26 protein-coding genes are annotated in these 24,078 nt (G+C 57.2%); 19 read left to right on the top strand and 7 right to left on the bottom strand.

The window, feature by feature from the left end; genetic code table 11:
- Window positions 1-10 precede the first annotated feature (10 nt).
- From ACZRJQ_RS00080 to ACZRJQ_RS00115, 8 genes are all read left to right on the top strand, one after another.
- Window positions 11-1,036, top strand: a complete 1,026-nt coding sequence (locus ACZRJQ_RS00080; RefSeq protein WP_463976396.1) for an NAD(P)H-dependent glycerol-3-phosphate dehydrogenase — start codon at window positions 11-13, stop codon at window positions 1,034-1,036.
- Window positions 1,037-1,054: 18 nt separating this feature from the next.
- Window positions 1,055-1,387 (top strand): DUF4389 domain-containing protein, encoded by a 333-nt coding sequence (locus tag ACZRJQ_RS00085; protein ID WP_463976397.1) that lies wholly within the window; start codon window positions 1,055-1,057, stop codon window positions 1,385-1,387.
- On the top strand, window positions 1,384-1,836 hold the full coding sequence (gene sixA / locus ACZRJQ_RS00090) for a phosphohistidine phosphatase SixA (RefSeq protein ID WP_463976398.1): 453 nt from the start codon (window positions 1,384-1,386) through the stop codon (window positions 1,834-1,836). The genes ACZRJQ_RS00085 and sixA overlap by 4 nt, the downstream gene beginning before the upstream one ends.
- A 53-nt stretch (window positions 1,837-1,889) precedes the next feature.
- Window positions 1,890-2,333 (top strand): hotdog fold thioesterase, encoded by a 444-nt coding sequence (locus tag ACZRJQ_RS00095; protein WP_463976399.1) that lies wholly within the window; start codon window positions 1,890-1,892, stop codon window positions 2,331-2,333.
- A gap of 108 nt (window positions 2,334-2,441) precedes the next feature.
- Window positions 2,442-3,242 carry an alpha/beta fold hydrolase gene (locus tag ACZRJQ_RS00100; protein ID WP_463976400.1) on the top strand — a complete coding sequence of 267 codons (801 nt, stop codon included), beginning with the start codon at window positions 2,442-2,444 and terminating at the stop codon, window positions 3,240-3,242.
- A gap of 15 nt (window positions 3,243-3,257) precedes the next feature.
- Window positions 3,258-4,112, top strand: coding sequence for an alpha/beta fold hydrolase (locus ACZRJQ_RS00105; protein WP_463976401.1), 855 nt, complete (start codon window positions 3,258-3,260; stop codon window positions 4,110-4,112).
- Window positions 4,113-4,257: 145 nt separating this feature from the next.
- Window positions 4,258-5,076, top strand: coding sequence for a DUF4892 domain-containing protein (locus ACZRJQ_RS00110; protein WP_463976402.1), 819 nt, complete (start codon window positions 4,258-4,260; stop codon window positions 5,074-5,076).
- 74 nt (window positions 5,077-5,150) lie between these two features.
- A complete protein-coding gene (locus ACZRJQ_RS00115) occupies window positions 5,151-6,200 on the top strand; it encodes an AI-2E family transporter (protein WP_463976403.1) in 1,050 nt (349 codons plus the stop codon).
- A gap of 2 nt (window positions 6,201-6,202) precedes the next feature.
- Here ACZRJQ_RS00115 and ACZRJQ_RS00120 read toward each other — a convergent pair whose 3' ends face one another.
- The 3 genes from ACZRJQ_RS00120 to ACZRJQ_RS00130 all read right to left on the bottom strand — a co-directional run bounded on the left by ACZRJQ_RS00120 (window position 6,203) and on the right by ACZRJQ_RS00130 (window position 7,911).
- Window positions 6,203-6,670 carry an RNA methyltransferase gene (locus ACZRJQ_RS00120; RefSeq protein WP_463976404.1) on the bottom strand — a complete coding sequence of 156 codons (468 nt, stop codon included), beginning with the start codon at window positions 6,668-6,670 and terminating at the stop codon, window positions 6,203-6,205.
- A 126-nt stretch (window positions 6,671-6,796) separates the two neighbouring features.
- Window positions 6,797-7,171 carry a YajD family HNH nuclease gene (locus tag ACZRJQ_RS00125; protein WP_048366367.1) on the bottom strand — a complete coding sequence of 125 codons (375 nt, stop codon included), beginning with the start codon at window positions 7,169-7,171 and terminating at the stop codon, window positions 6,797-6,799.
- A 53-nt stretch (window positions 7,172-7,224) separates the two neighbouring features.
- Window positions 7,225-7,911 carry a spermidine synthase gene (locus ACZRJQ_RS00130; protein ID WP_010656469.1) on the bottom strand — a complete coding sequence of 229 codons (687 nt, stop codon included), beginning with the start codon at window positions 7,909-7,911 and terminating at the stop codon, window positions 7,225-7,227.
- A gap of 82 nt (window positions 7,912-7,993) precedes the next feature.
- Here ACZRJQ_RS00130 and ACZRJQ_RS00135 point away from each other — a divergent pair, with 82 nt between their 5' ends.
- Window positions 7,994-8,287 carry a hypothetical protein gene (locus ACZRJQ_RS00135; RefSeq protein WP_463976405.1) on the top strand — a complete coding sequence of 98 codons (294 nt, stop codon included), beginning with the start codon at window positions 7,994-7,996 and terminating at the stop codon, window positions 8,285-8,287.
- A 42-nt stretch (window positions 8,288-8,329) separates the two neighbouring features.
- Here the strand turns inward: ACZRJQ_RS00135 and ACZRJQ_RS00140 are convergent, their stop codons facing one another.
- Entirely contained in the window at window positions 8,330-10,378 is a 2,049-nt protein-coding gene (locus ACZRJQ_RS00140) for a S9 family peptidase (RefSeq protein WP_463976406.1), read from the bottom strand.
- Between the two features lie 100 nt (window positions 10,379-10,478).
- Between ACZRJQ_RS00140 and ACZRJQ_RS00145 the strand changes: the two genes are divergently transcribed.
- The 6 genes from ACZRJQ_RS00145 to ACZRJQ_RS00170 all read left to right on the top strand — a co-directional run bounded on the left by ACZRJQ_RS00145 (window position 10,479) and on the right by ACZRJQ_RS00170 (window position 14,882).
- Window positions 10,479-10,973, top strand: coding sequence for an MFS transporter (locus ACZRJQ_RS00145; RefSeq protein WP_463976407.1), 495 nt, complete (start codon window positions 10,479-10,481; stop codon window positions 10,971-10,973).
- 36 nt (window positions 10,974-11,009) lie between these two features.
- Window positions 11,010-11,786 carry a class II glutamine amidotransferase gene (locus tag ACZRJQ_RS00150; RefSeq protein ID WP_463976408.1) on the top strand — a complete coding sequence of 259 codons (777 nt, stop codon included), beginning with the start codon at window positions 11,010-11,012 and terminating at the stop codon, window positions 11,784-11,786.
- 12 nt (window positions 11,787-11,798) lie between these two features.
- Window positions 11,799-12,332 (top strand): DUF2937 family protein, encoded by a 534-nt coding sequence (locus tag ACZRJQ_RS00155; protein WP_463976409.1) that lies wholly within the window; start codon window positions 11,799-11,801, stop codon window positions 12,330-12,332.
- A gap of 179 nt (window positions 12,333-12,511) precedes the next feature.
- On the top strand, window positions 12,512-13,264 hold the full coding sequence (locus ACZRJQ_RS00160) for a 5-oxoprolinase subunit PxpA (RefSeq protein ID WP_463976410.1): 753 nt from the start codon (window positions 12,512-12,514) through the stop codon (window positions 13,262-13,264).
- Complete coding sequence (locus ACZRJQ_RS00165; RefSeq protein ID WP_463976411.1) at window positions 13,261-13,965, top strand: 5-oxoprolinase subunit B family protein; 705 nt, start codon at window positions 13,261-13,263, stop codon at window positions 13,963-13,965. The genes ACZRJQ_RS00160 and ACZRJQ_RS00165 overlap by 4 nt, the downstream gene beginning before the upstream one ends.
- Complete coding sequence (locus tag ACZRJQ_RS00170) at window positions 13,962-14,882, top strand: 5-oxoprolinase subunit C family protein (RefSeq protein WP_463976412.1); 921 nt, start codon at window positions 13,962-13,964, stop codon at window positions 14,880-14,882. Before ACZRJQ_RS00165 ends, ACZRJQ_RS00170 begins: the two co-directional genes overlap by 4 nt.
- A 62-nt stretch (window positions 14,883-14,944) precedes the next feature.
- On the opposite strand, the gene ACZRJQ_RS00175 is transcribed toward ACZRJQ_RS00170, so the two are convergent.
- Both ACZRJQ_RS00175 and ACZRJQ_RS00180 read right to left on the bottom strand, forming a co-directional pair.
- Window positions 14,945-16,123 (bottom strand): vWA domain-containing protein, encoded by a 1,179-nt coding sequence (locus ACZRJQ_RS00175; RefSeq protein WP_463976413.1) that lies wholly within the window; start codon window positions 16,121-16,123, stop codon window positions 14,945-14,947.
- Between the two features lie 20 nt (window positions 16,124-16,143).
- Complete coding sequence (locus tag ACZRJQ_RS00180) at window positions 16,144-16,989, bottom strand: AAA family ATPase (protein ID WP_463976414.1); 846 nt, start codon at window positions 16,987-16,989, stop codon at window positions 16,144-16,146.
- Window positions 16,990-17,197: 208 nt separating this feature from the next.
- Here ACZRJQ_RS00180 and cysK point away from each other — a divergent pair, with 208 nt between their 5' ends.
- The 3 genes from cysK (at window position 17,198) to ACZRJQ_RS00195 (ending at window position 20,548) form a co-directional block, all read left to right on the top strand.
- Complete coding sequence (gene cysK / locus ACZRJQ_RS00185) at window positions 17,198-18,172, top strand: cysteine synthase A (RefSeq protein ID WP_463976415.1); 975 nt, start codon at window positions 17,198-17,200, stop codon at window positions 18,170-18,172.
- Window positions 18,173-18,406: 234 nt separating this feature from the next.
- A complete protein-coding gene (locus ACZRJQ_RS00190; RefSeq protein WP_463976416.1) occupies window positions 18,407-19,345 on the top strand; it encodes an aspartyl/asparaginyl beta-hydroxylase domain-containing protein in 939 nt (312 codons plus the stop codon).
- 339 nt (window positions 19,346-19,684) lie between these two features.
- Complete coding sequence (locus ACZRJQ_RS00195; RefSeq protein WP_463976417.1) at window positions 19,685-20,548, top strand: DMT family transporter; 864 nt, start codon at window positions 19,685-19,687, stop codon at window positions 20,546-20,548.
- Between the two features lie 750 nt (window positions 20,549-21,298).
- Here ACZRJQ_RS00195 and ACZRJQ_RS00200 read toward each other — a convergent pair.
- Window positions 21,299-22,198, bottom strand: a complete 900-nt coding sequence (locus ACZRJQ_RS00200; RefSeq protein WP_463976418.1) for a DMT family transporter — start codon at window positions 22,196-22,198, stop codon at window positions 21,299-21,301.
- A gap of 138 nt (window positions 22,199-22,336) precedes the next feature.
- Between ACZRJQ_RS00200 and aceK the strand changes: the two genes are divergently transcribed.
- On the top strand, window positions 22,337-24,046 hold the full coding sequence (gene aceK, locus ACZRJQ_RS00205) for a bifunctional isocitrate dehydrogenase kinase/phosphatase (RefSeq protein WP_463976419.1): 1,710 nt from the start codon (window positions 22,337-22,339) through the stop codon (window positions 24,044-24,046).
- Window positions 24,047-24,078 lie beyond the last annotated feature (32 nt).

Consider the following 24,078-nt stretch of genomic DNA (forward strand, 5'->3'; position numbering starts at 1 on the left):
TGGATTGCATATGACTGAACAGCGCGCTATTGCGGTCTTGGGAGGCGGAAGCTTTGGCACTGCCGTGGCTAACTTGCTGGCAGAAAACGGTCATCGCGTGCATCAGTGGATGCGTGATCCCGAGCAAGCTGCGGCTATTCGCCTCAATCGCGAAAACCCCCGTTACCTCAAAGGCATCAAAATCCACATGGGCGTGGAGCCGGTCACTGACCTGCAAGCCACCCTTGATGGCTGTGACCTGTGCTTCGTGGCGCTGCCTTCAAGTGCTCTGCGCAGTGTGTTGGCTGAACATGCCCAGCGCTTGAGCGGCAAAATGCTTGTTAGCCTGACCAAAGGCATTGAGGCGCACAGCTTTAAGCTGATGAGCGAAATCCTCGAAGAAATTGCTCCGCAAGCCAGAATCGGCGTGTTGTCCGGGCCAAATCTGGCGCGCGAAGTGGCTGAGCATGCGCTGACTGCCACCGTCGTTGCCAGTGCTGATGAAGCGCTTTGTGCCAGTGTGCAAGCCGCGCTGCATGGCCGCACTTTTCGTGTGTATGCCAGCTCGGATCGCTTTGGTGTCGAATTGGGCGGGGCGCTGAAAAACGTCTACGCGATTATTGCGGGCATGGCGGTTGCACTGGGCATGGGTGAAAACACCAAAAGTATGCTGATAACCCGTGCTTTGGCAGAAATGACTCGTTTTGCCGTCAGCCAAGGCGCTAACCCCATGACCTTTCTGGGCTTGGCTGGCGTAGGCGACTTGATCGTGACCTGCTCATCCCCCAAGAGCCGCAACTACCAAGTTGGTTTTGCGCTGGGGCAGGGCTTGAGCCTGGAAGACGCCGTGACCCGACTCGGCGAAGTCGCTGAAGGTGTTAACACCCTTAAGGTGCTCAAGGCCAAAGCTCAAGAGCTGAATGTGTACATGCCATTGGTGGCAGGTTTGCATGCGATCTTGTTCGAAGGGCGCACCTTGAATCAGGTGATTGAGTTACTGATGCGCGGCGAGCCCAAAACAGACGTCGACTTCATCTCCACCAGCGGTTTTAACTGAGTACGACAGGAGCAGCACATGAACGATTCTAAAAATGCACCCCAGTACGAATCCATTGTGCTGCGTGTGCTGTGGATGTTGGTTTTTCTACTGGTGTGGCAGGTCGCACAGTTAGTGCTGGGCGGCGTGGTGCTGGTGCAATTGATCTACCGTTTGGCCTATGGCGCACCCAATGGTGGGCTGATGAATTTCGGCGACAGCCTGAGCCAGTATCTGGCGCAAATCGGGCGTTTTGGCAGCTTTCATACGGAGCAAAAACCTTGGCCGTTTGCTGATTGGCCTGTTGCCCGAGCCCCGGAAGGTGAAGCCCCTTACGTCGCGCCGGTTGATGGCCAAGAGCCGCGTCCATGAACCTCTGGGTGTTACGTCATGGCCAAGCACAAGACCGCGCACGCAGTGACGCCGAGCGTGAGCTCACGGCCCACGGGCGTGCGCAGGTATTACGCAGCGCCGAGTATCTAATCGGCCAGCCGCTGGAGGCTATTTTTGCCAGCCCCTACATTCGAGCCCAGCAAACGGCCGAGCTGGTGCGTGAAGCACTGGGTTTCGCCCCGCAGATCATCACCGTGCCGTGGCTGACGCCCGAAAGCGACCCACTGCACGCAGTGCGCCAATTGCCGGACAACGGCAATGTGCTGCTGGTTAGCCACCAACCTTTTGTGGGTGAATTCATCAGTGTGTTGCAGCATGGCAACATTCGTCAGCCCCAACCGATGAGCACCGCCAGTTTGGCGCAGCTACAAGGCGAATGGCCCTTGGCCGGTGCCATGACGCTGCAAAGCGTGCGGCACCCGTATTAGGCTGCGCACCAACAGTTCTCTGCACTAATAATGACAAAACAAGGAACTCGCACATGGGCTTGTGGCTTACCACCCCGGATCTGGAACGACTCAACGCGTCGAGCAAAAACACCATTGTTGAATTGCTCGACATCACCTTCGATGCGTTTGATGACGACTCAATGACCGCCAGCATGGTGGTCGATCATCGGACTCACCAGCCGTTTGGTTTGCTGCACGGCGGTGCTTCAGTGGTCTTGGCCGAATCATTGGGTTCGATGGCCAGTTACCTGTGCGTTGACACTAAAAAGTTCTATTGCGTGGGGTTGGAGGTCAACGCCAACCATTTGCGCGCCGTGCGCAGTGGTCGGGTCACGGCAGTGGCGCGGCCTGTACACATGGGGCGCACCACTCATGTGTGGGACATTCGGCTCACCGACGATAGCGGCAAGCTGAGCTGCATCTCGCGTTTGACCATCGCTGTCGTGCCGCTGGGACAAACGCCGCCGGCACGCTGATTAAGACGGCTGATGGCCGTAGTGGCGTCATTCATGGCGCATACGGTCATTGCTGCCAAAGGGTTTCCTACAGACAATAAGCCGTGTTTTTTCTTATGGACGCCTTGTATGTCCCGGCAGATTTTTTTCGCCCATGCCAATGGCTTCCCTTCGGCCACCTACGGCAAATTGTTTGACGCCCTCGCGCCGGACTTCAGCGTGGTTCATCTGCCCCAACACGGCCATGACCCGCGCTTTCCGGTGGACAACAACTGGCGCAATCTGGTCGATGAGCTGATCTATCACCTGCAACAACAAACTGAGCCGGTATTGGGGGTGGGGCATTCGTTGGGTGGGATGTTGCACCTGCATGCCGCGCTGCGCTGCCCGCATCTGTACAAAGGCGTAGTGATGCTCGACTCACCTGTGTTGACGCTGACCGATCAGTGGGTCATTCGAGCGGCCAAGCGATTTGGCTTTATTGACCGTCTGACCCCGGCAGGTCGCACCTTGGGGCGGCGAGAAGAATTTGCCGATCTTGAGTCCGCCCGCGCCTACTTTGCGGGTAAGTCGCTGTTCCAACGCTTCGACCCAGATTGCTTTGAAGCCTATCTGGAGCATGGCTTGCAGCCGATCGATGACCGCTTGCGCCTTAAGTTCGACCCAGCAACTGAAATCAATATTTACCGCGGCGTGCCCCACATTAGCCCCGGCCACGCCCGACAACTACAAGTGCCGCTTACCGTGGTGCGGGGGCACGACAGTCGTGTGGTCATGCGCCATCACGCCAATGCGGTCGCGCGCATGCCCAAGGGCGAAGCGCTGAGCGTGCCCGGCGGCCACATGTTCCCGCTGGAACAGCCGCAAGATACCGCCAGCCTGCTCAAAGAGATTTTTGCCCGTTGGGAGCTTCGTCACAGTGGCCAATAACAAAGAGTGCTTCGTATGAGCCCTGTGGTTGAAGAGATCCGCCTGAGCTTGCCGCATATCGAGCTGGCAGCGCACCTGTTTGGCCCAGAAGACGGTTTGCCCGTGATTGCCTTGCATGGCTGGCTGGACAACGCCAACAGCTTTGCGCGGTTGGCGCCCAAACTGACGGGCTTGCGCATTGTAGCGCTGGACTTGGCCGGTCACGGGCACTCGGCTCATCGCCCGCCCGGCGCAGGTTACTCATTGTGGGACTACGCCTTTGACGTGCTGTGCGTGGCTGAGCAATTGGGCTGGCAGCGTTTTGCACTGCTTGGGCACTCCTTGGGTGCGATTATTTCAGTCGTCATCGCTGGTGCTTTCCCTGAGCGGGTGACACGCATGGCGCTGATTGATGGCGTGATGCCTCACACCGGCACGCAACAGAGCACGGCCGAGCGCATGGGCCAAGCCCTGCAGGCTCAATTAGAGCTGCGCCACAAACGCAAGTCTGTGCATCCGACCCTTGAGCGAGGGGTTGAGGCCCGCATGAAAGGTCTGGTCGCCGTCAGCCGAGAAGCGGCAGAGTTGCTGGCTCAGCGCGGTTTAATGCCTGTGCCCGGTGGTTATAGCTGGCGCAGTGATAGTCGCCTGACCTTGCCGTCGCCTTTACGCCTGACCGACGAACAGGGCCTGTCCTTTGTTCAACGGGTTACTTGCCCCACCACGCTAGTCGTGGCAGAGCAGGGCATGCTGGCCGCCCACCCCGAGCGGCTGGATGGGCTACCCTTCATTTTGGAGCGGTTACCCGGCGGCCATCATTTGCACCTGAATGACGAGGCGGGGGCAGTCCTTGTTGCAGACTGTTTCAATCGGTTCTTCGCTGTTCCTTGACTTGCGGCGGCCAACTGCCGAGGCTTGGCGGGTTGAAATGGGAGACAACCATGATAGATCTCTACACCGCAGCGACCCTGAAAGGCCACCCGGTCTCTATCGTGAGCATGCACCGCCATACATCACCTGCGGGTGAGCCACGCCGATGACACTCACCAAAAGTTTTATCTGTGGGCTGGGTTTAAGTTGCCTGAGCCCGTTGGTTTGGGCGGCTGATGTCCCTGGCAGTCAAGACTTACAAGGCGTGCCACGCCTGGCCGATGCACAAATCGTTGACTACAGCGTCAAACCAGACGTTGAGCGCATCTACCCAATGGGTTCGATCCGCAAAATCAGCGGTCGCTTGCGCTTTGAGGCGCAGGTCAATACACGTGGGCAAGTCACGGCCATCACGTATGAATTACCCGCCGAACACGCCGCCACCGAAGCCTTCACTGCGGCCCGCGAAGCCTTGCAGGCCAAAGGTGCTGAGTTACTGTTCTGGTGCCAAGCCCGCGATTGTGGCGAAAGCAGCCTGTGGGCCAATGAGGTGTTTGGCAACTCCAAGCTGGTCGGCGCTGATGACCAACAGTCCTACTTGCTGCTGCGTTTGGCGGCGCCAGAGCACAACCAGTTAGTAGCGCTTTACGGCATCACGCGCGGTAACCGTAAGGCCTACCTGCATGTGGAGCAGTTACAAGCCAGTGCTGAACTGGGTGAACTGTTGCCCACATCGGCCACGCTGCTGCGCCAGTTGAAAAGCACCGGCAAGCTCGATTTCCCTAAATTGACGGGCGCGCCAAATGCTCAGTGGCTCACGTTGATTTCCCGTGGATTGAACCTCGACGCTACGTCGAGAGTCAGTTTAAACGGTGCTCAAGCATCCGCCTGGCGTGATGCGTTGATCAACAACGGTGTACGTGCAGCTCGAATGGAGGTTGGCGACAGTCAAGCTCCTGGTCTGTCGATCGAGTTGTTGCGCTAACCGATTGTCTGCAACGGCTACACTCGATGTAGCCGTTGTACTTTTCTGATGTCTGAATTTTCTGTGGGACACACATGCTCAATAACGATCGCCTGCTGGTGCAGATCCTGCTCCTGGTGTTGTTCGGTGCCAGCCTGTGGGTGATGGCACCCTTTTGGTCGGCCTTGTTTTGGGGTGCGGTACTGGCGTTTGCCAGTTGGCCACTGATGCGCTTGCTCACCCGTTGGCTCAATGGCCGAGAGTCGTTGGCGGCAGGCATTTTGACCTTGGGTTGGATGCTGCTGGTGGCCGGGCCGCTGGTCTGGCTGGGTTTTAACCTGGCGGACCATGTGCGCGATGCCACCACGTTTATCAAAGATGTACAGCTGGAAGGTTTGCCAGAAGCACCAACGTGGTTGGCGGGCATTCCTTTGGTTGGCGAGCGTGCAGTGGGGATCTGGAACACCATCGACGAGCAAGGCGCGGCCTTGATTTTGGCGGTTAAGCCTTATCTGGGGCAGGTGGGTAACTGGCTGCTGGCCCGCAGTGCCCAAATCGGTGGCGGCATTCTAGAGCTGACGCTGAGTATTGTTTTCGTGTTCTTTTTCTACCGTGATGGCCCACGTCTGGCAGCGTTCGTGCTTGGTCTGCTTGAGCGGCTGATTGGCGAGCGCGCCGCTTACTATCAGGGGTTAGTGGCGGGCACCGTGCAACGGGTTGTAAACGGTGTGATCGGCACCGCAGCGGCTCAGGCCATATTGGCACTGGTCGGCTTTATAATCGCGGGTGTGCCGGGCGCATTGGTGCTGGGGTTAGCGACCTTCTTGCTCAGTCTGATCCCGATGGGCCCACCGCTGGTGTGGATACCAGCCACGGCTTGGCTGGCGTGGAAGGGCGACTACGGGATGGCGATCTTCCTGGGGATTTGGGGCACGTTGGTCATCAGTGGCGTCGATAACGTGCTTAAGCCTTACCTGATCAGCCGAGGCGGCAACCTGCCACTGGTGATTGTCTTGCTCGGCGTGTTTGGCGGCTTGATAGCCTTTGGCTTTATTGGCTTGTTTATCGGCCCTACCTTGCTCGCCATCGCTTACAGCCTGTTGGTGGACTGGAGTGCGGGTCAGCAGAACAAGGACAAGGCCTGAGTTTAAAACTTGGGGCCGGAGCGGGTGTTATTGCCTTTGGCCAAACGGTCATAAAGTACAACATTGACCGTGGCTGCGAGGTTCATGCAGCCGTTGGTCGGGATATAAATCACGTCCTCGCACCAGTCGAGCACGCTTTTATCCAGCGAACCGTCTTCAGGGCCAAAAATATAGATCGCGCGATCGGGGTGGGTGTACTCAGGTAATGCGCGGGCGCCTTCTACCAGTTCCACAGCCACCGGGATGCAGCCCAGCGGGATGATCTTTTTCAGGTCATCAATACCGATCAGCGGAATGTCCTGATGGACTTTTTTGGTGTCTGTCACGAAGTCGCGGGCGCGCTCGTAACGCTTGCCGGTGTAAAACACCGAAGCCACGTTGTAGCAACCAGCCGCACGCATCACCGAGCCGACGTTTTCCGGTGATTTGGGGTTATGCAAACCAATGCAGCTGTACCGTTTGTTTGCCACGTGCCGGAGCCCTTCAGAAAAAAGACGCGAGTATACCTGCTGTTACCTCGTATCCCGTAGTCGCTGCCGAAGGCTGCAAGCTTCAAAGCCCGGCTCACAGCGCCAGACAGCGACCACGCACAAGGCTTACTCGTCTTTTTTCATCAGCCCGGCCAGTGCTGCGAACGGGTTATGGGTTGCCTTGGCCACTTTTGGGCTGCTGGTGGAGCTGTCCGAAAAGTACTGTTGGTCGGTGTAGCGCGAGTGTTCGTTATCGTGGCAGTACAAGCACAGCAGTTCCCAGTTGGAGCCGTCCTGCGGGTTGTTGTCATGGTTGTGGTCGCGATGGTGAACGGTCAGTTCGCTCAGACGCTTACCCGCAAACTCACGGGCGCAGCGGCCACATACGTGGGGGTACATTTTCAGGGCTTTGTCGCGGTAGCCCATTTCACGGTCGCGTTGGGCATCGGCCAGGATGCGGTCCAGCTTGGCAGTGTGGGAGGGTGGGTTCGCTGAACTCATGGGTTCACCTTATTAAGACTAATGACGGTTATGTCGTGAAGTTTAGCTGTTGATCAGCCTTTGATTTTTTCAGCAATCCAGATGGTGTGGCGCGTGCCCTTGTTGCCGTGGGCGAAGACTTGCACTTCTTCGGCCTTGAAGCCGGCTTTGCGCAGCTTGTCCGAAAACTGTTTGTCAGCGCTGGCAGACCAGACGGCCAACACACCTTTTGGGCGCAAGGCTTTGGCGCAGGCGCTCAAACCGCCGGCTGAATACAACCAGCTGTTGGCTTTTTGAGTCAGGCCTTCGGGGCCGTTATCGACGTCGAGCATGATGGCGTCAAAGCCATTGGGTTCGGCCTGTAACACCTTGGCCACGTCTTCCATGCGGATCACGGTGCGCGGGTCTTGCAACGGGTTGCCAGACTTCTCACCCAGCGGGCCGCGATTCCATTCAACCACCCCCGGCACCAATTCGGCCACGACCACCTCGGCGGTTTTGCCCAAATGCTTAAGTGCCGAAGCGAGGGTGAAACCCATGCCCAGACCGCCAATCAGAACCCGTGATTGCGGGCGACCTGCCACCTTGCGGCATGGGATTTCAGCCAGCGCGTCTTCAGAGCCGTGCATGCGCGTGTTCATCAGTTGGCCACCATCGCCGCCCTGAATTTTGATCACGAAGTCTTCGCCATACTCGAACAGGCACAAGGCGCCGCCGTTTTCGGGGATCGGAGTGGTGTCGAGCAAAACAAAACGTTTCATGGAAGTCTCATAGAAGGGGACAAAAACCGCAGGTTACGAGTAGCCTGAGGGCAGACAAGCCGGTCTGGCAACGGAGTGATTGATGAAACGCACTATTCTAACGGCCATTGTGTGGGCTGCGCTCTCGATAAGTGCAGCTCAGGCGGCAGAACTGACCTCTATTCCGCTAACCCCTGACGTACCAGCACCGGGTTCACCGGGGATTGCAACGCCAACGCCATACCCACAAATCACCCCGCCTGCGGTGCCCAAACCTGTTGCCGGTAGTGGCAGCTTGATACCGCTGCCACCCATTGCGCTGCCACAGCCACCCAAAGATCAACCGTTGCCAGGGCTTGAACCCAAAGACCCGAAAGCTAAACCTGCGGCGGATTAATTTGGCGCAGCTAGTGTTCGCTGCGCCCGCTAAAGGTGTTGATTACATCCCCAGCACCTTGAACACAAACGCATATTCCAGCGCGACGTCGCGCAAGCCTTGATAGCGTCCGCTCATGCCGCCATGCCCTGCGTCCAGCTCGGTTTTGAGCAACAAAAGATGATCGTCAGTTTTGGTCGCCCGCAGTTTGGCGACCCATTTGGCGGCCTCCCAATATTGCACGCGGCTGTCGTTGTAGCCTGCAATCACCAACAACGCCGGGTACGCCTGTGCCTTCACATTTTCATAGGGCGCGTACGCCTTGATACGCGCATACACCTCAGGCTCTTGCGGGTTGCCCCATTCGTCGTACTCGGTCACGGTCAGTGGCAGCTCGGGGTCGAGCATGGTGTTCAGCACGTCGACAAATGGCACTTCAGCAATCGCAGCTTTAAACAGCTCCGGGCGTTCATTGAGCACGGCACCGATCAACAAGCCGCCCGCACTGCCACCACTGATGACCAGTTGTTCGGTTCGGGTCAGGCCCTTGTCGATCAAGTGCTCAGCGCAGGCAATAAAGTCGCTGAAGGTGTTGTGCTTATGTTCCTGCTTGCCTGCGCGATACCAAGCCTCGCCCAGTTCACCGCCGCCACGCACATGGGCGATGGCAAAAGCGACCCCGCGATCAAGCAAGCTTAACCGGGCGTGGGAAAACCACGGGTCGAGGCTCTCGCCATACGCGCCGTACCCATATAGGTACAGCGGCGTCGGCTGGCCCAGAGCCTCGCGTTTAACGACAAGGCTGATTGGCACTTGGGTGCCATCAGGTGCTGTAGCCCACAAACGCTGGCTAACGTAGTCATCGGCGTTAAATACCCCCAGAACGGGCGTTTCTTTGAGTACCTTTTGTTCGCCTGTTGCCAGCGTTAATTGTCGAACCTGTGCAGGGCGATTCAACGCTTCATAACGCAGACGAATGCACGGGCTGTCGAATTCTAGGCTGTCTTGCACATACAAACTGTAGGCCGCGTCCGGCAGTTGCACGCGATAGGGCGCCAAACCGTTGGGGCGGATTTCAATAATCGGCAGGCCGCCTTCACGCAAGCTCAGGCACAGCGCATTGGCATTAAGGCTCAACCCTTCAAGCATCACCTCATCGCGATGTGCGATCAGCCGCTGCCAGTCGTTGCGCGTCGGCACGCTGCTCCCTGTGGCTTGATACAGCGCAAAGTTGATGCCGTCTTGGTTTGTGCGAATAAACCAAGCCTCTTGCCCTTCGAATACCCCGTGATCCACCGAGTAATCATGACCTTCAACCCGCGGCGCCAGGCAGCTAAAAGCCTGTTGTGGCTGTTCGGCATCCAGCACCCAGCTTTCGCTGGTGGTTTTACTGCTGAGCGACAAAATCAGTTGGCACTCGGAGCTTGAACGGTAGCAATGCAGAAAAAAACGCCCGTCCGGCTCATGAAACACTTCATGGGCGCCGGCTTCGCCCAAGGTGTGACGCAACAGCTTGTGCGGCCGATGCGTGTCGTCCAGTTCAGCGAAAAACAGCGTTTGACTGTCATTGGCCCACGTCATGCTGCCATCACAGCCTTCAAACGCCAGTTCAGTGACGGCGCCGCTGCTCAGCTCTTTGACAAATAGGCCAAAGGTTTCTTCGCCGCTGGTGTCCAGGCTATAGGCCAGGCGCTGGTGATCGGGGCTGATGCTGAATGCCCCCAGCGAAATAAAACCACCCTGCGCCAAAGCATTGGGGTCTAGCAGCAATTGCTCCAGGCTTTCGTCGACCAGCAAGCTGTCATCTGCCGGGCGCGGGCAACGATAGTGACGGGCGTACTCGTCACCGGCGTTGGTGCGCGTGTAATACACAAACGGCCCCCACGGCGAGGGCAGGGACAAGTCAGTCTCGCGAATACGGCCCTTGATCTCTTGAAACAGCGTTTCGCGCAATTGGGCCTGGTCGGCCAATTGTGATTCCTGATAATGGTTCTCGGCTTTCAGGTAATCCAAAACCTCTTTGCTGTCGCGGTTCTGTAACCACGCATAGGGATCTGAACCCTCGATCTTGTGTGCGACAGGGGCGCTATTTGCGTAGGCTGATTCGGACATTGAGTGTTCTCTGAGAGCTGCATGAAATGAAGTGGCGCGCACGGCGGTGCAGCCGCACTGGCTAAAAGCCGTTATCATAGCGCCTCATTGCCTGCCGACCATGGATACCATGACCGAGAACGACTATCTGACCGCCTGGGGCCTTTACGCCTTTGCTGCTGTAGGCTGCCTGCTCGTATGGTGCCGCATGACCCGCTTTATGTGGCGCTGGCTGCGTGAACCATTACGTTTGTTGATGGCGGTGTTGCTGTTCAGCCCCACCATCATTGACCCGGTCAAAGAAAAATTCGCCCCCGCCATTGCAATCACCGCTCTGGACCTTGCGTTCAAAGTGGGCAACAACGCGTGGCGTGCTGTCTCAGATCTGTTGATGTACACCATCATCGCGTTGTGCGTGTATGGGGTATTTGTGCTGGTTCGCTGGCCCTTTTTGCGCGCCCGCAATGCTCGGCTTGCGCACGCTGCGGCGGCTGAACAAGCGCGCAGCAGCGAGCCTGAAGACGATCAGCCCTTTGGTGCTGCCCCAGATGACCGCTACGGTCGCCCAACAGCGCCGCGTGCAACGAGTTCGACGCGGGTCGAACCGCGGCTGTAATCCTTTTTCGTTGAGCCTGAATGCGAGAGTGCGAGCGTGTGTGAATTATTGGGCATGAGCGCTAACGTCCCGACCGACATAGTGTTTAGCTTTACCGGGCTGATGCAGCGCGGCGGGCGTACGGGGCCGCATCGCGATGGCTGGGGCATTGCCTTTTATGAAGGGCGTGGTCTGCGCCTGTTTCAGGACCCTGCCGCCAGTTGCGACTCTGAAGTTGCGTTGCTGGTGCAGCGTTACCCGATCAAAAGTGAAGTGGTGATTGGCCACATTCGCCAGGCCAACGTGGGCAAAGTGTGCTTGTCCAACACTCACCCGTTTGTGCGCGAGTTATGGGGCCGAAACTGGTGTTTTGCCCACAATGGCCAACTGGCTGACTTCACACCGAGCACACGTTTTTATCGGCCCATCGGGGATACCGACAGCGAAGCCGCGTTTTGCGATGTGCTTAACCGGGTGCGTGAGGCTTTTCCTGATCCGGTGGAGGTTGAGCACATCCTCCCGGTGCTGGTGGCCGCGTGCGCTGAGTTTCGCAGTAAAGGTGTCTTCAACTGTTTGCTCAGTGATGGCGATTGGTTGTTTTGCTACTGCTCGACCAAATTGGCGCACATCACGCGACGCGCACCGTTTGGCCCGGCCCGCTTGAAAGACGTCGACATGATCGTGGACTTTCAGGCCGAAACCACACCCAACGACGTGGTGACAGTCATTGCCACCGAGCCGTTGACCGAGAACGAAGCCTGGACGCGTTACGAACCGGGTCAATGGAGCTTGTGGCGGCGCGGCGAATGCGTGCGTCAAGGCACAACCGAATAAGGATGGGCGTGTATGTTCTTGAGCTACCTGCGGTTGGTGTTGTTTACGTTGGGCTTGTTGATCGGCGTACAAGTGCCGGGGTTTATCAATGACTATGCCAACCGTGTCGAAGCTCATTTGATTGAAGCGCAAACCGGATTGGCGGGCTTTCAGAACACGGCCAACCAGTTTTTCAAGGGCGATCTGCAAGCGTTGGTGGCGCATTACCAAAGTAGCGATGACCCTGTGTTTCGCAGCGATGCCAGCAGCTTGAGCACGTTGCTCAATCGTCAACGCCTGCTCGACGATCAATTCCAGGCCATGCAAGGCCCTTGGTACATGCGCGCCCTGCAAGTGGCCTACGCCGCCGACCCGGCCATACGCGAAGAAACCTTCACCGCTTACACCTATCAGGTGTTGCTGTCGCCATCGGCCATCGGTTGGGCAATGGCCGGGGCTTTGCTGTTTTCGTTCGTCATCGAAGGCTTTTTGCGACTGGTGGACTGGGTCGTGCTCGGCGGCAAGCGTCAGCGCGAACGCATCGCTCGCCGCGAACGCAGCTGGTAATCGCGGGCACCCATCACTTAGGCGCCAGCGTGCTCGCGCAGCGCCTAAAAAGTCCTGTCACTTTAAGCAATCAACTTTTTCTTATGCGTGAGTCCGGCTTTTATTAGTTGGACGAGCGGCGCGTGCGTGTCGAAAAATGCCCCATCTCTAAACTATAAAAAGACCACAGGAGCATCACCGTGAGCAGCCTGTTATTGAATTGCGACATGGGTGAGAGTTTCGGCAGCTGGACCATGGGCCTGGATGCCGAGGTTATGCCGTTTATTGATTGCGCCAACATTGCTTGCGGCTTTCATGCTGGCGACCCAAGCATCATGCGCAAAACGGTTGGCCTGGCGCTGACGCACAACGTGCAAATTGGTGCCCATCCGGCCTATCAGGATCTGGCCGGTTTTGGTCGGCGTTCGATGGCTTATTCGGCGCAGGCGCTGCAAGACTTGCTGCACTACCAATTGGGCGCGCTGGATGGCATTTGCCGGGCACAGGGCACGCGCATCAGTTACGTCAAACCTCACGGCGCGATGTACAACGACATGATGGCCAGCCCTTCGCAATTGCGTGCAGTGGTTCAGGCCGTGGCCGCGTACGATGCTCGTCTGCCACTGATGCTCATGGCCACTCGCGACAATAGCGCCGCACAGGCCATTGGCGATGAGTTCGGCGTCACCCTGTGGTTTGAAGCCTTTGCCGACCGTGCTTACGATCAGGCAGGGCATTTGCTCTCGCGCCAATTGCCGGGCGCAGTGCATCACGACGTTGATGTGATCGTGCAACAGGCGCTCAACATTGCCGCAGGCCGCCCGTTGATTGCGATTGATGGTAGCGAGTTGTATTTGCACGCCAACACCTTGTGCGTACATGGCGACAACGCCAGCTCGGTCGCGGCTGTGCAACGCATTCGTGAGGCCCTGAACTCGCAGTCGCCCGCATGAAGCCGCGTATTGAAGTGGTTGCCATCGATTGCCTGATGTTGCGTTTATTCGATGACATTGCAGAAACCAACATGCCGTGGATGCTCGCTGCCAGCGAGCGACTGCGTGCGGGGTTTGCTGAGTGTTTGATTGACTTGGTGCCGTCCTACACCACGTTGATGGTGCATTACGACGGGCTGGCTCTCAGCCCGAGTCAGGCCCGAGAGTTAATAGCGCAGGCAATGACGGACCTGCGCCCGCAAACCCGCAACCTTGGTCAATGTCACGTGTTGCCCGTGTGGTATGACGAAAGCGTGGGCCCTGAGCTGGCCTTGCTGGCTCAGCGTTTAGGCGGTTCGGTGAGTGATGTGATTCGCCGTCACAGTGAGCATCAATACCAAGTGTTCGCTTTAGGCTTTGCTCCGGGTTTTGCCTTTATGGGGCTGGTTGAAGAAGCGCTGGCTGCGCCGCGTCTCAACACCCCGCGCAAGCGGGTGGCAGCGGGTAGCGTCGGTATTGCTGAGCGGCAAACAGCTGCTTACCCGGCGCAATCCCCCGGTGGCTGGAACCTGATCGGCCGCACCCCAAGCGCATTGTTTGATCGTGAGCGCGATGGCTACAGCCTGATGCAGCCCGGCGACCGCGTGCAGTTTGCGCCCATCACCCATGCCGAGTTCGTTCGTTTGGGTGGCGACGACACCCCTCAGGAGGCCTTGGCATGAGCCGTTTATTGATTCAGGCCAGCACGCCCCTGTGCTTGCTTCAGGACGCCGGGCGCTTTGGCGTGCGGCATTTGGGCGTGACCCAGGGCGGGGCGGCGGATTGGCTGTCCATGACGTGGGCCAATTGGTTGCTGGGTAACGCGCCACACGCGGCAGTTATCGAGGTGACCCTTGGCGGCTTAACCCTGATCGCTCAAGGCGATTGCACGTTGGCGCTGGCAGGTGCCGATCTGGCCGCTACGGTGGACGGGCAGGCGCTCAAACCTTGGCGGCATTTCTCGCTTAAAAAAGGTCAGTGTCTGACGTTTACCCAACCCCTTTCAGGCGCGCGTGCTTACTTGGCAGCGCCGGGTGGTTTTGTCGCGCCTCAGGTGCTGGGCAGTTGCGCGACGGTTGTGCGTGAGCAGCTCGGTGGGCCAGACGGTTTTGGGCGTGCTTTGGCGGTGGGGGACGAGTTGACCACTGGCGCGCCAGCCCACGTGTTACGAGGGATGGTTCCCGAGCACATACCTGATTTCACGCCTGACCCGTTGCTAGAGGTGGTGATGGGCGCGCAAATGGGAGCATTCAGCGGGCAAAGCACATTCGACGCGTTTAATTGCCCGTGGACGCTGGACAGCCGTGCCGATCGCATGGGCATTCGCTTGCTTGGGCCTGCGTTGCATTACCAAGGGCCGCCGATGATTTCCGAAGGCATCCCGTTGGGCGCTATCCAGGTTCCGCCCGATGGTCAGCCGATTGTGCTGCTCAATGATCGTCAAACCATTGGCGGCTACCCGCGACTGGGCGCCTTGACGCCGTTGGCGCTGGCGCGATTGGCGCAGTGTTTGCCGGGGGAGAGCCTGCAACTGCGACCCGCGACGCAAGAGGCGGCTCAGCGTCAGCACGCAGGTTTTATGCAGCGTTTTAAACCCTGATTGAGCTGGCGCAGGCTTCGATTTTTTAACGTATCGCAGCCTGCAGCAGCCCTAACGAGGGGTTATTTGGATAAAAACCGCATACCTTCTTCAAGCCCATCAAGGGTCAGCGGGTACATGCGATCTTCGATCAAGTCCCGCACGATGCCGGTCGAGGCGGTGTAGTGCCAGGTGTCCTTTGGATACGGGTTTATCCAGATGAGCTTTTTGTATTTCTCCATAAAGCGTTGCATCCACTTGTAACCCGGCTCTTCGTTCCAGTGTTCAACGCTGCCGCCAGCGTGGGTGATTTCATACGGGCCCATTGCGGCGTCACCGATGAAGATCACTTTGTAGTCGGCGCCGTATGTGTGCAGCACATCCTGGGTCGAAATACGCTCAACCTGCCGACGCTGGTTGTTCTTCCACACCGATTCATAAATGAAGTTATGGAAGTAGTAATACTCCAGGTGTTTGAACTCGGTTTTGCAGGCCGAGAACAGCTCCTCACAGATCTTCACGTGGGAGTCCATTGAGCCGCCAATATCAAACAGCAACAGCAGTTTGATGTTGTTACGCCGCTCAGGGCGCATCTGGATATTGAGCAAGCCTGCGTCGCGGGCGGTGTGGTCGATGGTGCCGTCAATGTCCAGCTCGTCCGCCGCGCCTTGGCGGGCGAATTTACGCAAGCGGCGCAGTGCTACCTTGATATTGCGCGTGCCTAGCTCGACCTGATCGTCGAGGTTTTTGTATTCACGTTGCTCCCACACCTTGGCTGCTTTGCCCTGACGCGCTCCGGCATCGCCCACGCGAATCCCTTCGGGGTGATAACCGCCTGAGCCAAACGGGCTGGTGCCGCCGGTGCCGATCCATTTATTGCCACCGGCATGGCGTTCCTTTTGTTCTTCAAGGCGCTGTTTAAAGGCCTCGATCAGCTTGTCCAGGCCGCCCAGCGACTTGATTTGCTCGCGCTCTTCAGCGCTTAGCGAACGCTCGAACTCCTTGCGCAGCCACTCGTCTGGAATCAGCGCCTCAAGGTGCTCATTGAGGTTCTGCAAACCATTGAAATAGGCGCCAAACGCTCGGTCGAACTTGTCGAAATGGCGCTCGTCTTTCACCAAAATGGTGCGCGCCAAGTAATAAAACTCGTCCATGTCGGCGAAGGTCACGCGTTGTTTCAACGCATTGATCAGGTCCAGCAGCTCGCGCACTGAGACCGGTACCTTGGCCGACCGCATTTCATTGAACAGATTGAGCAGCATGTTTATCGCCTTCTAGAGAATCAGCGATTACCGCGACGGCTCATAAACGCCAGACGCTCCAGTAACTGAACGTCCTGCTCGTTTTTCACCAACGCACCTGCCAAGGGTGGGATCGCTTTGGTGGGGTCGCGCTCACGCAGAACTGCTTCGCCAATGTTGTCGGCCATCAGCAGCTTGAGCCAATCCACCAGCTCGGACGTCGAAGGCTTTTTCTTCAGGCCTGGCACTTTGCGCACGTCAAAAAAGACGTCCAGCGCTTCACTCACCAAGTCTTTTTTAATGTCCGGGAAGTGCACGTCCACAATTTTTTGCAGCGTGGTGCGATCCGGGAAGCTGATGTAGTGGAAGAAGCAGCGGCGCAAGAAAGCGTCCGGCAACTCTTTCTCGTTGTTGGAGGTAATGATGATGATCGGACGAACCTTGGCTTTGATCGTCTCGTCGGTCTCGTAAACGTAGAACTCCATCTTGTCGAGTTCTTGCAACAGGTCGTTGGGGAACTCGATGTCGGCCTTGTCGATTTCGTCGATCAGCAAAATGACGCGTTCTTCGGCTTCGAAGGCTTCCCACAACTTGCCTTTTTTCAGGTAATTGCGCACATCGTGAACTTTATCGACACCCAGTTGCGAGTCGCGCAGGCGGCTCACGGCGTCGTACTCGTACAGACCTTGATGGGCTTTGGTGGTGGACTTGATGTGCCACGTAATCAATTTGCAGCCAAAGGATTCGGCCAGTTGCTCGGCGAGCATGGTTTTGCCGGTGCCAGGCTCACCTTTGACCAGAAGAGGGCGCTCCAGGGTGATGGCCGCATTGACCGCCAGTTTCAGGTCATCGGTGGCCACATAGGCGCGGGTGCCTTCAAACTTCATCTGCAATTCCTCAAACCATGACCCAGGCCCTGCAAAAGTAGGGCGAGTGAACTAAAAAGTAGGGGCTGACTATAACGCGGCGCTCGCTTTTGGTGAACGCGGACGCTGCATTCAATACCTGAATGGCGCGTCACACCATGACTAGACGCCTTGAACCGTGAAGCCTACCCTTGTGGCCTTCCCAGACATTGCATTAAGGACCCCCGCCATGAGCCGCATCTTTGCAGATAACGCGCACTCCATCGGTAACACGCCCTTGGTACAGATCAACCGCATCGCGCCGCGTGGCGTGACTATTTTGGCCAAGATCGAAGGGCGTAACCCTGGGTACTCGGTGAAGTGCCGCATTGGCGCCAACATGATCTGGGACGCTGAAAGCCGCGGTGTACTCAAGCCGGGCATGACCATCATTGAGCCAACATCGGGCAATACCGGCATCGGTCTGGCGTTTGTCGCGGCCGCGCGGGGCTACAAATTGGTGTTGACCATGCCGTCCTCCATGAGCATTGAGCGACGCAAGGTGCTCAAGGCGCTTGGCGCTGAATTGGTGCTGACAGAGCCCGCCAAGGGCATGAAGGGGGCAATCGACAAGGCGACCGAGTTAGCGGCCAGCGATCCGGCGCTGTACTTCATGCCACAACAGTTTGAAAACCCGGCCAACCCCGAAATTCACGAAAAAACCACCGGGCCGGAAATCTGGAACGACACCGAGGGCGGCATTGATGTGCTGGTTTCGGGTGTTGGCACCGGCGGCACCATTACCGGTATTTCGCGCTACATCAAACACACTCAAGGCAAACCCATTGTGTCGGTCGCGGTGGAGCCCATCACCTCGCCGGTCATTACCCAAGCGTTGGCTGGCGAAGACATCAAGCCGTCGCCGCACAAAATTCAGGGGATTGGCGCAGGCTTTGTGCCCAAAAACCTCGATTTGTCGATTGTCGATAAGGTCGAGTTGGTCAGCGATGATGAGTCCAAGGCTATGGCCCTGCGCTTGATGCAGGAAGAAGGCATTTTGTGCGGCATCTCCAGCGGTGCCGCTATGGCCGTGGCGGCGCGCATGGCCGAAACCCCAGAAATGCAGGGCAAGATCATCGTGGTCATCCTGCCGGACTCGGGCGAACGCTACCTGTCGAGCTTTCTGTTCAGCGACATGTTCAGCGAGCAAGAGTTACAACAGTAATCGTAGGCGCTGCCGCAGGCTGCGCTTGTTTAAAAGGCCGTAGCCTGCGCAGCGATGTGTCTGACGCACATCAAAGGGTTTATGTCCGCTTTATGCTTAATTAGCCCATTGTTACGCAGTGCTTAACGCTGAATGTTGGATCACGCGGGTTTTGTCCTGCGTCTGGAGTGTTTATCATGCCCGGCTGCCACGTCGGGCTATTGGTGCCGCACGGTATTTTCGAGGAGTTGTTGCATGACCTTATCCTTCGCCATCAAGGCAGGGCTGATACTGCTGTTTGTCGGCAGCATCCTTTACGTGCACTTGCGTGGCAAGGCGCGCTTGCCGGTGCTGCGTCAGTTCGTCAACCACTCCGCATTTTTTGCGCCGTACAACGCCTTGATGTACCTGTTTTCCGGGGTGCCGTCCAAGCCGTACCTAGACCGCAGCAAGTTCCCCGAACTAGACGTGCTAAAAGACAACTGGCAAGCCATTCGCGAAGAAGCCATGCACTTGTTCGACGAGGGCTACATTCGTGCCGCCGAGAAGAACAACGATGCTGGTTTTGGCTCGTTCTTCAAAAAAGGCTGGAAGCGTTTTTACCTCAAGTGGTACGACAAACCGTTGCCGTCGGCTGAGCTGCTGTGCCCTAAAACGGTCGAACTGGTGAACAGCATCCCTAACGTCAAGGGGGCGATGTTTGCCCTGTTGCCTGGAGGCAGTCACCTCAACCCGCACCGCGACCCGTTTGCCGGTTCACTGCGTTATCACTTGGGCCTGTCAACTCCCAACTCCGACGCGTGCCGCATTTTCGTCGATGGCGAAGAATACGCGTGGCGCGATGGCGAAGACGTGATGTTCGACGAGACCTACGTGCACTGGGTCAAAAACGAAACTGACATCACCCGCGTTATCCTGTTTTGTGATGTCGAGCGGCCATTGACCAGCCGCCTGATGACGCGCATCAACCGTTGGGTCAGCGCACAGTTGGGTAAAGCCACTGCGCCGCAAAACCTGGACGACGAACGCGTAGGCGGCATCAACAAGGCTTACGCCTGGAGCAAAACCTTCAGCGACCGCTTCAGTGGTGTGGTCAAACAGTGGAAGCGCCGTAATCCAAAGTTGTATCGCATCCTGCGCCCTGTATTGGCAGTCATTGTGCTGCTGTTGTTGTGGCGCTGGTTGTTCGGCTAAGTCGTTGCAATTTGTATCGGGCGCTGGTTATAGTCAGCGCTCGATGAGCCAATGCGCTCAGTTCCTCATCTTCTAAAAAGATCAGCCCATGCCGGTTTTCCCGACCCACAGCGTTGTCGATTCAGCAGTCACTGCTGGCGTTGTGCCCTGCGGAAAACAGCAACCTGTGCAGATCAGTCACTATCCCCCTCCTGTCAGCACTGTGGTGTACGTCGTCGTATCGCCACCGGGTGTTGTAACGGCCTGAGCTGATCGCTCGTTGGTCGTTCCCGTCTAAAAAAACACTGAACTTCAGCCTCGGCTGAGTTGGATTTTTTTGCCTGATGACAGGTGTTCTGTATGTTTTCGATTTCTAAAGAGTCTGTATTGGCGGCTGCTTCCACGGGCCTGTTTGTGCTGCTATGGAGCAGTGGCGCGATCTTCTCCAAGTGGGGCCTTGCCCACGCGTCACCCTTTGCTTTTTTGTTGGTTCGCTTCGCAATCGCCTTGTTTGCGTTGGTGTTGTTGATCCCGTTAATGAAGTTGCAAATGCCCCGCGGCGCTAAAGCCATCAGCTATACGTTGGCGACGGGCGTGGTGCTGTTGGGTGCCTATCAGATTTTTTACCTGCTGGCGCTGAACCTGAAAGTGACGCCCGGCATCATGGCCACTGTGATGGGCGTACAGCCGATTTTGACGGCGGTGATCATGGAGCGGCGGCATTCGTTCAGTCGCTCACTGGGGTTGCTGTTGGGTTTGGTCGGGTTGATTTTGGTGGTGTACCAAGGCATCGGACTGGCGGGGTTGTCATGGGCCGGAATGCTGTTTGCGTTGTTGGCATTGGCCAGCATGACTGCCGGCACCTTGATGCAGAAACGCATCACCCAAAACCCATTGGGCACGTTGCCGCTGCAATACCTTGTGGGCTTGTTGGTGTGCGGGGTATTTGTGCCGTTTCAGCCTTTTTACGTTGAGCACAACGCAGGCTTTTGGGTGCCGGTGTTGTGGATGGGGCTGGTGGTGTCGGTGCTGGCAACCTTGTTGCTGTATCGGATGATCGCCAAAGGCAATTTGGTTAACGTCACCAGCTTGTTCTATCTGGTGCCAGCGGTGACCGCGATCATGGACTACCTGATTTTCGGCAACACACTGGCGGCGTTAAGCCTGCTGGGCATGGTCATGATCATCATCGGTTTGATGTTCGTGTTCCGAAAAACCCACTAACCCGTAGCAGCTGCCGCAGGCTGCGATCTTTTGATCTTTTGATCTTTTGATCTTTTGATCTTTTGATCTTTTGATCTTTTGATCGTCTCGGTCGGTGTGTATATCCGTTTGATGTTTTACGACTCTCTACGGGTTCCGCCCTTACGGCGGGTCCCTTTTGGCAAACAGCCCCAAAAGGAACCAAAAAGGCCTTGCCCAGCGTGCGGCCTTCGCTGCGCTCAGGTTCCCTCGTTACGGTTCCGCTCCGTGGGCACGCCGTGACGGGCCATCCTTGGCCCTACACGGCTCTCCCGGCTTCCTGCCGGGAGGCCCACTACGCAAAACCTACGCTCGGCCTTCCGAAGGGGCCCATAGATCAAAAGCAAAGCAAAAACGCTGTGCGTTTTGGCTCTAAAAAAATCAACTGCTGCCACCTAAATAGACCAGACGACTCAAAAGCCCCATGCCAGCCGGCCGAATGGAATCGTTGCGTAGAGGGAAACCCGGCAGGAAGACGGGTTAGCGCTGTAGGGCATGGATGCCCGTACGGCGCGGCCCACGGAGCGGCGATGGAATGAGGGAACCTGAGCGTAGCGAGGGCCAATGGAGGGGCAAGACTTTTTGCTTACTTTTGAGGCGCTTGTCAAAAGTGAGCCGCCGTAAGGGCGGAACCCGTAGAGCGCCGTGGCGCATCCAATGGATATGCACCCAAACCAACCAAAAGATCAAAAGATCGCAGCCTTCGGCAGCTGCTACAAAAGCCTGCGGGATTTAAAGAACCGGCTTACCTTGCGCAACCGGTTTCAACACCAGCCACAGCGCCATTGCGATCAACACCCCGCCATAAATATGCGCCATCGACAGTGGCTCATCCAAAAACAGTGCGCCCCACAACACGCCAAATGGCGGAATCATAAAGGTCACGGTCATGGATTTGACCGGGCCAATGCTGGTCAGCAAGCGGAAGTACAAAATGTACGCGAACGCAGTGCAGAGCAATCCCAGCCCCAGTAATGACAACCACACGCTTATGCCGCCCCAACTGGCTGGCGGCTGGTTGATCAGGCTGATCCCGAACAACGGCAACAAAAACAACGTGGCCCCCAGCATGCTGCCCAGCGCGGACAAGCGTGGGTCCAGGCCGCCTTGCTGATCCAGCCAGCGGCGGGCCAAAAAGCCTGCGAAGCCATAGCACGTGGTGGCCAGCAAACAGGCGAGGGCACCCATTAGCAAATCCATGTCAAAGGCGACGGGGCCAGCGCGGGTCAAGATGCCAACGCCAAACAGTCCGAGAAACACCCCGGCCATTTTAGTGGGGGTGAGTTTTTCGCTGAAAAACAGCCCGCCAATCAATACACCCATCAACGGCGTGGTCGCGTTAAAAATCGCTGAGTAGCCGGCGGGCAACACTAGCGCCGCCACCGAGTAAAGCGTGGCAGGTATCCCAGAGTTGATGACCCCAAGCACCAGCACCACTTTGAACTTGCCACCGAAATTCCAGCTCACCCGCATCAGCGCGAGGATGACCAACAGGCCGGTGGCCGCGATGGACACACGAAAAAATGCAGTAGGAATCGACCCGAGCACTGGCGCGATAATCCGCATAAACAAAAAACTGGCGCCCCAAATGCCTGCCAGCGACAGCATGCGCACGATATCGACAAGTCTCACGGATGCTTCCTTACAAGGTTTGAACGCAGCAGTGTAGGGGATGCAGCGCGCAAGGCAATGGTTGCGTTAGCTAACAAATGGCCACTAAGCTCAGCCGCATAACAACACAATCAACGACGTTCGCGCAGAGGTTCCACCATGCCCCAGCCCTGGCCGGCCGCCGCTATTGCCCAGATGATCCTCGATGGCTTTGATGATTATCGTGAGCATTTTCGTGAGATCACCGATGGCGCCCGAGCACGTTTTGAAGGGGCGCACTGGCAGCAAGCTCAAGTGGCGTCGGCAGCGCGGATCAACCTGTACGAACAAAAAGTCAGCGAAGTCAGCCGGCATTTACAGGCAAACGTTGCTAAACAGTCGTTGTTGGATGCCGCGCAGTGGCCGCTGGTCAAAAGCGCTTACATCGACTTGATTGACCCACGCCTTGACGATGAACTGGCCGAAACTTGGTACAACTCGACCTTTTGTAGCCTGTTCAGTCATGACCTGATCAGTGATGGCTGCATGTTTATTCACACCACGCGGCCTGTGTTGCGTCAGGCACGCGCTGCGCAAACTCGAACGTATCGTCCGGCCGGACAGCTGCATCACACCTTGGCGCAAATCTTCACTGACTTTGCCTTCGATGCCCCCTACGCCGACTTGCCCGGCGACCTGCGTCGGCTAGAAGGGCAGTTGCGTGAAAGCTTGCCCGATTGGGTGTGCAAAGACCCGCAGTTGAGCATTGAGCTGTTTTCATCGGTGCTGTATCGCAACAAGGGCGCATATCTGGTGGGGCGTCTTTATACCCACGACGAGCAATGGCCGCTGGTGATCCCGCTGCTGCACCGCGAAGAGCGCGGGATACAGATCGACGCGCTGATTACAGACGAAGCGCAGGTGTCGATTATTTTCTCGTTTACGCGCTCCTACTTCATGGTCGATGTTCCGGTGCCCGCTGAGTTTGTCGGGTTTCTCAAGCGCATCTTGCCTGGTAAGCACATCGCCGAGCTGTACACCTCGATTGGCTTCTACAAACACGGCAAGTCCGAATTTTACCGAGCCTTGATTAACCATTTGGCGACCACGGATGACCGCTTCGTCATGGCCCCCGGCGTGCGCGGCATGGTAATGACGGTATTCACCCTGCCGGGGTTCAGCACGGTTTTCAAACTGATTAAGGATCGTTTTTCGCCGTCGAAAAACGTCAACCGCGCCACCGTGATTGAAAAATACCGTTTGGTTAAAAGCGTTGATCGCGTAGGGCGCATGGCCGACACCCAAGAATTTGCTGACTTTCGCTTCCCGCTCAGCAAGTTCGAGCCTGAGTGTCTGGCTGAGCTGCTGGACGTAGCGCCTTCCACGGTAGACGTCGAAGGCGACACCGTGTTGATTCGCCACTGCTGGACCGAGCGGCGCATGACCCCGCTAAACCTGTATCTGGAAAACGCCAACCCCGCGCAAATCCGCGAAGCACTGGACGATTACGGGTTGGCGATCAAGCAACTGGCAGCGGCCAACATCTTCCCCGGCGACATGCTGCTGAAAAACTTTGGCGTCACTCGCCACGGCCGCGTGGTGTTCTATGACTACGACGAAATCTGCTACCTGACCGAGGCAAACTTTCGTCACATCCCGCAGCCGCGCACCCCTGAAGATGAAATGGCCAGCGAGCCCTGGTATTCAATTGGCCCGCTGGACGTGTTTCCTGAGGAGTTCCCGCCGTTTCTGTTTGCCGATGCCGGTCAGCGCCGCTTGTTCAACGAACTGCACGGCGAGATCTACGACGCCGACTATTGGAAAAGCCTGCAAGCGGCGATCCGTGAAGGCAAGGTCATTGATGTGTTCCCCTACCGGCGCCGGGGCTAAGTCGCAGCGCTCACAAAAGTACGTGTGCGCGC

It is taken from the genome of Pseudomonas sp. E315 (assembly GCF_055406205.1).

Bases quoted from the DNA above. Each gene is read 5' to 3' on its own strand.
- ACZRJQ_RS00175 (WP_463976413.1), bottom strand. From the start codon at position 16,123: ATGCTGCTCAATCTGTTCAATGAAATGCGGTCGGCCAAGGTACCGGTC.
- ACZRJQ_RS00105 (WP_463976401.1), top strand. From the start codon at position 3,258: ATGAGCCCTGTGGTTGAAGAGATCCGCCTGAGCTTGCCGCATATCGAG.
- sixA (WP_463976398.1), top strand. From the start codon at position 1,384: ATGAACCTCTGGGTGTTACGTCATGGCCAAGCACAAGACCGCGCACGC.
- ACZRJQ_RS00125 (WP_048366367.1), bottom strand. From the start codon at position 7,171: ATGAGTTCAGCGAACCCACCCTCCCACACTGCCAAGCTGGACCGCATC.
- ACZRJQ_RS00170 (WP_463976412.1), top strand. From the start codon at position 13,962: ATGAGCCGTTTATTGATTCAGGCCAGCACGCCCCTGTGCTTGCTTCAG.
- ACZRJQ_RS00135 (WP_463976405.1), top strand. From the start codon at position 7,994: ATGAAACGCACTATTCTAACGGCCATTGTGTGGGCTGCGCTCTCGATA.
- ACZRJQ_RS00195 (WP_463976417.1), top strand. From the start codon at position 19,685: ATGTTTTCGATTTCTAAAGAGTCTGTATTGGCGGCTGCTTCCACGGGC.
- ACZRJQ_RS00190 (WP_463976416.1), top strand. From the start codon at position 18,407: ATGACCTTATCCTTCGCCATCAAGGCAGGGCTGATACTGCTGTTTGTC.
- ACZRJQ_RS00145 (WP_463976407.1), top strand. From the start codon at position 10,479: ATGGATACCATGACCGAGAACGACTATCTGACCGCCTGGGGCCTTTAC.
- ACZRJQ_RS00080 (WP_463976396.1), top strand. From the start codon at position 11: ATGACTGAACAGCGCGCTATTGCGGTCTTGGGAGGCGGAAGCTTTGGC.
- ACZRJQ_RS00115 (WP_463976403.1), top strand. From the start codon at position 5,151: ATGCTCAATAACGATCGCCTGCTGGTGCAGATCCTGCTCCTGGTGTTG.
- aceK (WP_463976419.1), top strand. From the start codon at position 22,337: ATGCCCCAGCCCTGGCCGGCCGCCGCTATTGCCCAGATGATCCTCGAT.
- ACZRJQ_RS00100 (WP_463976400.1), top strand. From the start codon at position 2,442: ATGTCCCGGCAGATTTTTTTCGCCCATGCCAATGGCTTCCCTTCGGCC.
- ACZRJQ_RS00140 (WP_463976406.1), bottom strand. From the start codon at position 10,378: ATGTCCGAATCAGCCTACGCAAATAGCGCCCCTGTCGCACACAAGATC.
- cysK (WP_463976415.1), top strand. From the start codon at position 17,198: ATGAGCCGCATCTTTGCAGATAACGCGCACTCCATCGGTAACACGCCC.
- ACZRJQ_RS00110 (WP_463976402.1), top strand. From the start codon at position 4,258: ATGACACTCACCAAAAGTTTTATCTGTGGGCTGGGTTTAAGTTGCCTG.
- ACZRJQ_RS00085 (WP_463976397.1), top strand. From the start codon at position 1,055: ATGAACGATTCTAAAAATGCACCCCAGTACGAATCCATTGTGCTGCGT.
- ACZRJQ_RS00095 (WP_463976399.1), top strand. From the start codon at position 1,890: ATGGGCTTGTGGCTTACCACCCCGGATCTGGAACGACTCAACGCGTCG.
- ACZRJQ_RS00165 (WP_463976411.1), top strand. From the start codon at position 13,261: ATGAAGCCGCGTATTGAAGTGGTTGCCATCGATTGCCTGATGTTGCGT.
- ACZRJQ_RS00180 (WP_463976414.1), bottom strand. From the start codon at position 16,989: ATGAAGTTTGAAGGCACCCGCGCCTATGTGGCCACCGATGACCTGAAA.
- ACZRJQ_RS00130 (WP_010656469.1), bottom strand. From the start codon at position 7,911: ATGAAACGTTTTGTTTTGCTCGACACCACTCCGATCCCCGAAAACGGC.
- ACZRJQ_RS00155 (WP_463976409.1), top strand. From the start codon at position 11,799: ATGTTCTTGAGCTACCTGCGGTTGGTGTTGTTTACGTTGGGCTTGTTG.